We start from the raw sequence: 8,204 nt of genomic DNA, 5'->3' as shown, positions 1-8,204 counted from the left end.
TTTGCGGCTGTAGCTCAGCTGGATAGAGTACTTGGCTACGAACCAAGGGGTCGTGGGTTCAATTCCTGCCAGCCGCACCAGTATCAGCAGTAGAGAAAAACCCGGAAAGCACGCTTTCCGGGTTTTTTTTCGTGCATTTTCCCCACAGCGGCGGCCATGGCGAGGAAGGGGCTGGCAGGAGCGTCAATTGTAAAATATCGTCCCGCCGCCCTTTGCCATTCTGCAAAGCCCTGCTATAATCTTGTCTTAGGCGGCTGTAGCTCAGCTGGATAGAGTACTTGGCTACGAACCAAGGGGTCGTGGGTTCAATTCCTGCCAGCCGCACCAGAATATTGGGGGTCAGATTGTAAAATCTGATCCCCTTTTTCGTTTCCGAACGGATTTACGCCGCCCGGTTGGCGCCGCGCCGGTATTGCCGGCGAAACGCGCGCGGCGTGACGTGCTTGGCGGCGCGGAACTGGCGGTTGAAATGCGCCAGGTTGCGGTAGCCGGCCTCTTGCGCGATGACGGCGATGGCGAGATCGCTCTCGATCAGCTGTTGGCAGGCGCGGCCGATGCGCAGCCGCGCCAGGTAGTCGCCCGGCGTGCAATGCGCGTGGCGCTTGAAGAAGCGGTGAAACGCGCCCAGCGACAGGGCGGCACGCTGCGCCAGGTTCTCCAGGGCAATCTCTTCCCGGAAATGCGCATGCATGAAATCAAGCACGCCGGCCATGCGTTTTTGCTGTCCGTCGCCGTGCACGGGCGCCTGCGCCGTCGAGGCCAGCGGCTGCGCGCCCGTATCGCCCGCCAGCGCCAGCAGCACGTCGAGCAGCAGCGGCAGGCGCTGCGGCACGGGCAGGGCGTTCAGCCGCAGCAGCTGATCGGCGCAGCGCGTGCTCGTTGCCGGCGAAAAATGCAGGGCAGGGCCGGCGCGGACCGCCAGTTGCCGCAAGGCTTGCAATTCGGGAAAGCAGGCCGCCAGCCGCTCCAGCCATTCCAATGAAAACCACACGACGACGGCCAGCATCGGCTGGCTGCTGTCGATGCGTTCGCTGGCCGACCACGTGTGCGGCAAATTCGGCCCCAGCAGCACCAGGTCGCCCGGCTCGAAGTCGCCCAGGTGGTCGCCGATGTAGCGCTGTCCCCGCGCATTCACCGTCAGGGTCAGTTCGAACTGCGGGTGGTAGTGCCAGATGAAGGGAATGGTGCCGAGTTCGCGCCACAGCAAGCCCCAGGAATGGCCCGGCGGGATCGTGACTTGTTCGAATAAGGGCGTCATTGTGACGTTTTATGGATATGAATGGTCAGGATAGTACCAGTATTGGCCGCTCGGCGCGCATTTCGGCTGGCCGGCCCAGCGCACAATCTGTCTCACACCCACACAGGAGACAGCGATGCAAAACCCCTATCAATACGGCGAAGACCGTCCCGGCAACCCGTCCGTGGCCTACACGGAACAGCCCCAGTTGCGCGACATCCGCAAACGGCTGCCCCTGCGCGTGCTGTCCGACAGCGACTTTTTGCACTGGCAAACCTACGGTTATGTCATCGTCAAGGATGCCGTGCCGCCCGAGCAGGTGCGGCGCACGACAGATTTCCTTTGGGAATTCCAAGGACTCGACCAGCATGACCGCGCCACCTGGAACCGGGACCAGCTGCGCGACCACGCGATGAAAGAGCTCAACGGCTCCGGCATGGTCGAGGCCTACCACAACCAGACCCTGTGGGATAACCGCCAGACCCGGCGCGTCTACGACGCCTTTGTCGACATCTGGGACCGCGAAGACCTGTGGGTGACCATCGACCGCGCCAACCTGAACACGCCGAACAAGGGCAAGCGCAAGTTTGGCGGCTTCATCCACTGGGATGCGGACACCACGCTCGACCCGCTGCCCGTCAACGTGCAGGGCGTGCTGGCCCTGTCCGATACCTCGCCCGAGAGCGGCGGCTTTCAATGCTATCCGCAGCTGTTCAATCACTTGCTGAGCTGGCGCAAGACGGTGCCGGCCGACCGCAACCCGTGGCAGCCGGACCTGGCGACAGTGCCGTATCCGATGGAATTCATCGCCATGAAGAAGGGGGAATTGCTGATCTTTAACAGCCTGCTGGCGCATGGCATCCGCCCGAACACGTCCACGGACCAGGTGCGCCTGGCGCAATACATTTCCTTTACGCCCGCCCAAGAAGACAATCAATCCCTGCGCGACTGGCGCGTGCAAAGCTGGCGCGAGCGCAGCGCGCCGCAGGGCTACGCGTTTCCCGGCGACCCCGAGGAAAAGGAAAGGCTGCGCTACCCGCAGGCCCGCTTGAGCGAACTGGGCGAGAAGATCCTCGGCGCGCGCGACTGGCAAGCCACGCCTTAGGCGCTGGTCTTGCCCCGCGGATAGACAAGCGCGGCCAAATGCACGATCATGGACCGACTTGCCATCGACCGAGGAAACGCATGAGTATCATCACCTGCATCGAAGACTTGCGCGTGCTGGCCCAGCAACGGGTGCCGCGCATGTTTTACGACTATGCCGATTCCGGCTCCTGGACGGAATCGACGTACCGCGCCAACAACAGCGATTTCGCCAAGATCAAATTTCGCCAGCGCGTCGCCGTCAACCTGGAAAACCGCAGCCTGGCCTCGACCATGGTCGGACAGGCCGTTTCCATGCCGGTGGCCCTGTCGCCCACGGGCTTGACGGGCATGCAGCATGCGGATGGCGAAATCCTCGCCGCCCAGGCGGCCGAGAAGTTTGGCGTGCCGTTCACCCTGTCGACCATGAGCATCTGCTCGATCGAGGACGTGGCGGCGAACACGACAAAACCGTTCTGGTTCCAGCTGTACGTGATGAAGGACCGCGAATTCATCAACCGCCTGATCGACCGCGCCAAGGCGGCGAAATGCGGCGCGCTGGTCCTGACGCTGGACTTGCAGGTGCTGGGCCAGCGCCACAAGGACTTGCGCAACGGCCTGTCGGCGCCGCCGAAACTCACCATTGCGAACATCCTCAACATGGCCACCAAGCCGCGCTGGGTGGCGGGCATGCTGGGCACGAAACGGCGCGGCTTCGGCAACATCGTCGGCCACGCCACGTCCGTGTCCGACATGTCGTCGCTGTCGGCCTGGACGCAGCAGCAGTTCGACCTGAGCCTGTCGTGGGCGGACGTGGAATGGATCAAGCAGCGCTGGGGCGGCAAACTGATCATCAAGGGCATCATGGACCCGGAAGACGCGCGCCTGGCAGTCAGCAGCGGCGCCGACGCGCTGATCGTCTCGAACCACGGCGGGCGCCAGCTCGATGGCGCGCAATCGTCGATCGAAGCCTTGCCCGCCATCGTCGACGCCGTCGGCAGCCAGATCGAAGTGCACATGGATGGCGGCATCCGCTCGGGCCAGGACGTGCTCAAGGCCGTGGCGCTGGGCGCGAAAGGCGTCTACATCGGCCGCCCCTTCCTGTATGGCCTGGGCGCCATGGGCGGACCGGGCGTGACCAAATGCCTGGACATCATCCGCAACGAGCTCGATTTGACGATGGCCTTTTGCGGCTTGCGCGACCTGCAGCAGGTGGACAAGAAAATCCTGCTGCCGGGCACGTTTTAAGCCGTCACGCACAGCAGCTTAAAACCTTCCGACGCGGCGGGCGGCACGAAGTGGCGCGTGATGTCATCAAATTGCGCGTCGCTGGTGGAAAACGCATGCAGTCCGCTGGCATTGCGCCGGCGCAAACGCGCCTTGCATTCCTCATCCGGCACGTCGAGGTAATGCAGCACGTGCGGCACGCCCGCCTGCTGGAACAGCTCGCGCATCCAGGCCCGGCTGGCCGGCGTATTCGCTGGGAAATCGAGCACGACGGACACGCCCGCCTGCAGCATCTGCAGGGCCAGCGGGGCGACGGCCGCGCGCAGCCGCGCCGCATGGGCCACGTAATCGGCCAGGCTGGCGATCTGGCCCGGATACAGCTGCGCCAGCAGGCTGTCTTCGCTGATGCGCACGGTATGCGGCGCTTGCGCAAGCTGGCTGGTCAAGGTGGATTTGCCCGAGGCAATCTTGCCGCACACGAGGTGCAGGGTGGGGGTAACTAGGGTACTGGCAGTGGTGTGCATGGTCGCTCGCTCAGGTGAGTAAAACAAAGCCTGCGAGACGTCTTGATTGTTTGTTGCCGATCCAAGCCGCCTTGCAGGCGGCTTGGGCAATCTCATTCCTGCCCCGCCACCCTCGTTGGAATGGCGGCAATAATGGAGGGCAGGGGGCGGTGTATCGATTGCATGGGGTAACGATGCCATGCGAAGGATGGCGTTGTCAATTGTCCTGTTCAAATAACTGCCGGTATTGCGCATACGGTTCGAGCCCCATGCTGGCGCGGCGCTGCTCCAGCCGCTGCGGATCGTCGATGGGCAACGGGACCGTCTTGCCGTCGCTGCCAGTCTGGAACTGGCTGCCGTACAGCTGCGGCAGCTTGTCATTGCTCAAGTCGCGGTCGATCGTCAGGGCTAGCCTGGACAGGGTGATTTCGCCTTGCGTGGCCGCCACGCGCATCAGGGCCAGGCTGCTTTTGAGAAAGGCATCCGAGCCGTGCTGGGCGATCAGCCAGGCACTGCCTGCCGCCTTGTAGCCGACCATCGTTTGCGTGGGCCAGCCTTTGCTGGCGATGATGCGGCGCAGCCGCGCTTCGGTTTTGTCGTCCGTCTCGCGCAGGCGCTGCCGTGCCTGCGCATCGGACCCGGTCGCCGGCCAATCCTTGCGTGCGGCCACATCTTCCTTTTCCATGGCCAGCAATGCCTGCGCCAGCGCGGCTTCCGGCACCGCTGCCGGATACAGCAGGATGTCCAGTGCGCCCGCCGTGGCGGCGTCGTGGATGATCCTCGGTTCCGCTTCCCATTGCGGCGCCCGCGCGACCAGCGCCAGCAAGGTGCCTTCCGGTACATCGATGCGGTAGCGGCCATGCTCGACCTGGCCGATGCTGTGCGTCTGGCCAGGGCTGAGTTCCGCAACGATGCTGATGGCGGGCGGCAGCGGCGCGCCGTTGCTGCGGATGGCGCCGCTCAGTTCGAAGGCGCCCGCATGGGCGCTCCAGCACAGCAGGATGGCGCAGCTCAGGCGTGGCATGGGCGTCCGTTCATGCCTGCTGGATGTCGAGTTTGCTCCACGCATCGTGGAACGTGGCGTCATCGAGCGGCCGTGCGTGCGGATCGTCGGGCTGGAACAGGCCGCCGATCAGCATGTCCTGGATGGCGCCCGTGAAACCGCCATACGGCGAGGCGCGGCCCCACTGGCGGCGCGAATGGGCGAAGACGACGGCGTCTTGCTGCGCGGCCAGTTGCGCCAGCGATGCCTGCAAGGTGGCGGCCGCTTCCGGGCCCATGTCCGTGGCGATGGCGCACACGAGGCGCTGGCCGAATTGCAGGGGCTTGCCTACCAGGCCCAGCAGCGATTCGTTGGCCAGGGCGAGGAACACATCGGGCGCCTGGCCGTCCTTTTCGCAGACCGTCCACGATGGCGCCCACGCTTCCAGGGTCATGAAGCGTGCCTGCGTCGTGGCCGGCGTGTGCGTCCACTTGGCGTGCGAGGTATCGTCCCAGCCCAGGCGGCCAAAGGCAATCGGCTTGCCCTTGGGATTGTACTGATGGCTGCGCACGCCGGCCTTGCCTCTTGTTCGCGCCTGTGCCACGAGGACGTCGAGGCTGGCGGCGAACGGCGCCCATTGTTCCGCGTTCCACAGCGCCGGTGCATCGGGCGCGGCCAGCAGCAGGAATACTTCGTAATCACGTGAAAAAAATGCCATGCACACCTCAACAAATCACAGGAAATCTTGCCGCAATATTATAGTTGCGCGAAAGAGCCAGCCCTGTTCCGGTGGCGCTAGACGGCCGCATCGGCGGGCGCCAGCGCTGCCCGCTGGCTGGGGCGCAGCAGGTAGACGCCGTACAGGCACAGGGGCAACACGGCCAGCAGGGCCGCATAGGGCAGTATCGAGAAACCGTCCTCGGTCGCGTCTGACATGGTCGCCGTCACCAGCGCAAAATCCCATACGCCATGCACCAGCACCATGGGCCAGACGGAACGGGTGCGCAGGCGGATGGCCGCATAGCCGACGCCCTGCAAGGCGGCCGCCACCGCCTGCCACACGGCGCCGCTGACGTCGCCCGTGGCCAGGCCGTTGGTGGTGTGGACCACGCCGAACAGCGCCGATGACAGCAGCACGGCCGGCCAGACCGCGTGCTTGTCCAGCATGCCTTGCAGCAAGATGCCACGGAACATCAGCTCTTCCGAGACGGCCACCAGGGCCGCATTGCAGGCCACCATCAGCAGCACTCTTGGCATCGGCCAGCCGCCGGCCCAGGCCAGCAACAGCATCAGCAGCGCATACAGCAGGGGCGGCCAGACGAGCCAGAAGGTTTTCAGGGGCTGCGGCGCATACAGGCCCACGGCGCGGCGCCGGTCCGATGCCAGCACCAGCGCCAGCGAGAACAGCGCGGCCAGCGCCCACGACAGGCCGATGCCGTTGCTGACCGCCGCCTCGACGGTCAGGTGGCCAGCGGAGGCGAACCAGCGCACGCCCAGTGTCAGGACTAGCCAGACGGCCAGCGCGGCGATGGCCACCGGCATGGTGATATGGATTCTTGGCATGGAGATGGCCCGCTTCATGGCGCTGGCGCGTGGCTGCTGACGCGGTTGCGCCCGCTGTTTTTCGATTGGTACAGCAAGGCGTCGGCCTGGCGTATCAGTTCGCTGCTATTGGCGTGCTGGTCCTGGCCTGGCCGGAGCGTGGCAACGCCCAGGCTGATGGTCACGGCGCCGGTGGCGCTGGCCGCGTGGGGTATCTGCAAGGCTGCGACGGCTGCACGGATGGCTTCGGCGACATCCAGCGCGCCGGCCGTGCCGGTGCCGGGCAGGATCACGGCAAATTCCTCGCCGCCATAGCGCGCGGCCAGGTCTTGCGCCCGGCCCACGCTGCGCGCCACGGCGCCGGCGACGGCCTGCAGGCAATGGTCGCCGGCCACGTGGCCATACTGGTCGTTGAATTTCTTGAAGAAGTCCACATCCATCATGATCAGCGACACCTCGTGCCCGCCGCGCTGGGCGCGGTTCAGTTCATGCGCCAGGGTTTCGTCGAAACAGCGGCGGTTTGCCAGGCCCGTCAAGCCATCCTGCGACGCGCGCGCCGCCAGGTCCGCATTGGCCTGCCGCAGCTCGGCGCTGGCCAGGCGCAGGCTGGCCTCGATGCGGTCGCGTGCGGCAAGCTGGCGCATCAGCTTGCTGAACAGGTACAGCAGCGCCGCCCCCGCCACCAGCGAGGCCAGCACGATCTGCACGCTCAAGCGCCGCCATTCGGCGAAAATATCTTCCCGCGACAAGCCCGCCGCGACGATGACGGGAAAGCGTTCCAGGTGACGATAGCTGTACAGCCGTTCGATCTCGTCCACTTTCGCCGTCATCATGGCCGTGCCGACCGGTCCTTTTTCGCGGTAGGCGCGCAGGAGGGCGCCCGAGGAAATATCCATGCCGATGAGCTTGCTCTGGAACGGCCGCCGATAGATCAAGGTGCCGTCATCGAGGGCAAAGAACGCCGTTCCCGTATTGCCAAGGTTGAGGCTATCGTAGATGCGTTCAAACGAGGCCAGCGCCAGAGTGACCAGCACCACGCCGGCAAAGGACCCGTCCGCCGACTCGACCCGGCGCGACACGGGCAAGACCCATTGTCCGCTGGTTTTGCTCAGCACCGGCGCGCTGATGCGGCTGCCCAGCTGCTTGTGGGTCTTGTGATAAATAAAGTAATCGCGGTCGGCATTGTTGCCTTCCTGACCCGTGCCCGCCGAGGTGGCCAGCCAGTCGCCCTCGCTGTCAAAAATGAAGACGCCGGCAATTTCCACAAAACGCCTGGACAGTTGCACCAGATGCGATTCCAGGCGTTCGCCCGTATGGTCGTTATTGCCTTCGTTGCGGACATGTTCGGCGAGATCCTCCAGCATGACATCGGCGATTTCCAGTTCCATGTAGGCTTGCGAGGCCAGGGCGCGCGCCATGTTTTCCGTCGTCGCCCCCGCTTCGCGCAGGCGCACGGTGTGCGACGACCAGACGATCCAGACGGTCATGGCGAGCAGCATGGCGCACATGGAGAAAAAGGCGATGCCGGCCCAGATGACCGCTGGCCGCTTGTGGCTGGGCAAGTCTTCGGGCTGCGGCGGGCCGGCCTGCGTATTTATTGCATCTTGTGCGGCGTGCATAGGCTTGCACC

The 8,204-nt window shown here is 64.7% G+C and carries 8 protein-coding genes and 2 tRNA genes; 4 read left to right on the top strand and 6 right to left on the bottom strand.

The features are described 5' to 3' along the window. The first annotated feature begins 3 nt into the window (after window positions 1-3). Window positions 4-80, top strand: a tRNA-Arg gene (locus BM193_RS00690). Between the two features lie 170 nt (window positions 81-250). After that, window positions 251-327 (top strand) — tRNA-Arg (locus BM193_RS00685). A 55-nt stretch (window positions 328-382) separates the two neighbouring features. On the opposite strand, the gene BM193_RS00680 is transcribed toward BM193_RS00685, so the two are convergent. Next, window positions 383-1,258 carry a helix-turn-helix domain-containing protein gene (locus tag BM193_RS00680; RefSeq protein WP_092794395.1) on the bottom strand — a complete coding sequence of 292 codons (876 nt, stop codon included), beginning with the start codon at window positions 1,256-1,258 and terminating at the stop codon, window positions 383-385. Between the two features lie 115 nt (window positions 1,259-1,373). Here BM193_RS00680 and BM193_RS00675 point away from each other — a divergent pair, with 115 nt between their 5' ends. Continuing rightward, window positions 1,374-2,342, top strand: a complete 969-nt coding sequence (locus BM193_RS00675; protein WP_092794392.1) for a phytanoyl-CoA dioxygenase family protein — start codon at window positions 1,374-1,376, stop codon at window positions 2,340-2,342. Window positions 2,343-2,422: 80 nt separating this feature from the next. Beyond that, window positions 2,423-3,568: an alpha-hydroxy acid oxidase gene (locus BM193_RS00670; RefSeq protein WP_092794389.1), complete on the top strand. Its 1,146-nt coding sequence runs from the start codon at window positions 2,423-2,425 to the stop codon at window positions 3,566-3,568. On the opposite strand, the gene BM193_RS00665 is transcribed toward BM193_RS00670, so the two are convergent. The 5 genes from BM193_RS00665 to BM193_RS00645 form a co-directional block, all read right to left on the bottom strand. After that, window positions 3,565-4,071, bottom strand: coding sequence for a P-loop nucleotide/nucleoside kinase family protein (locus BM193_RS00665; RefSeq protein WP_092794387.1), 507 nt, complete (start codon window positions 4,069-4,071; stop codon window positions 3,565-3,567). The two genes, BM193_RS00670 and BM193_RS00665, sit on opposite strands and share 4 nt — an antisense overlap. A gap of 196 nt (window positions 4,072-4,267) precedes the next feature. Beyond that, window positions 4,268-5,074 carry a DUF6624 domain-containing protein gene (locus BM193_RS00660; protein ID WP_092794384.1) on the bottom strand — a complete coding sequence of 269 codons (807 nt, stop codon included), beginning with the start codon at window positions 5,072-5,074 and terminating at the stop codon, window positions 4,268-4,270. Window positions 5,075-5,084: 10 nt separating this feature from the next. Then, a complete protein-coding gene (locus tag BM193_RS00655; protein ID WP_092794381.1) occupies window positions 5,085-5,750 on the bottom strand; it encodes a hypothetical protein in 666 nt (221 codons plus the stop codon). A gap of 77 nt (window positions 5,751-5,827) precedes the next feature. After that, on the bottom strand, window positions 5,828-6,595 hold the full coding sequence (locus tag BM193_RS00650; protein WP_175533113.1) for a CPBP family intramembrane glutamic endopeptidase: 768 nt from the start codon (window positions 6,593-6,595) through the stop codon (window positions 5,828-5,830). A 14-nt stretch (window positions 6,596-6,609) separates the two neighbouring features. Next, window positions 6,610-8,193 carry a GGDEF domain-containing protein gene (locus BM193_RS00645; RefSeq protein ID WP_175533112.1) on the bottom strand — a complete coding sequence of 528 codons (1,584 nt, stop codon included), beginning with the start codon at window positions 8,191-8,193 and terminating at the stop codon, window positions 6,610-6,612. Between the last annotated feature and the right edge of the window lie 11 nt (window positions 8,194-8,204).

It is taken from the genome of Janthinobacterium sp. 344 (genome assembly GCF_900112025.1).
Taxonomy (GTDB): Bacteria; Pseudomonadota; Gammaproteobacteria; order Burkholderiales; family Burkholderiaceae_D; genus Janthinobacterium.
The sequence above is the reverse complement of the archived record's forward strand: the minus strand, read 5'-3'. Positions and strand labels throughout refer to the sequence as shown.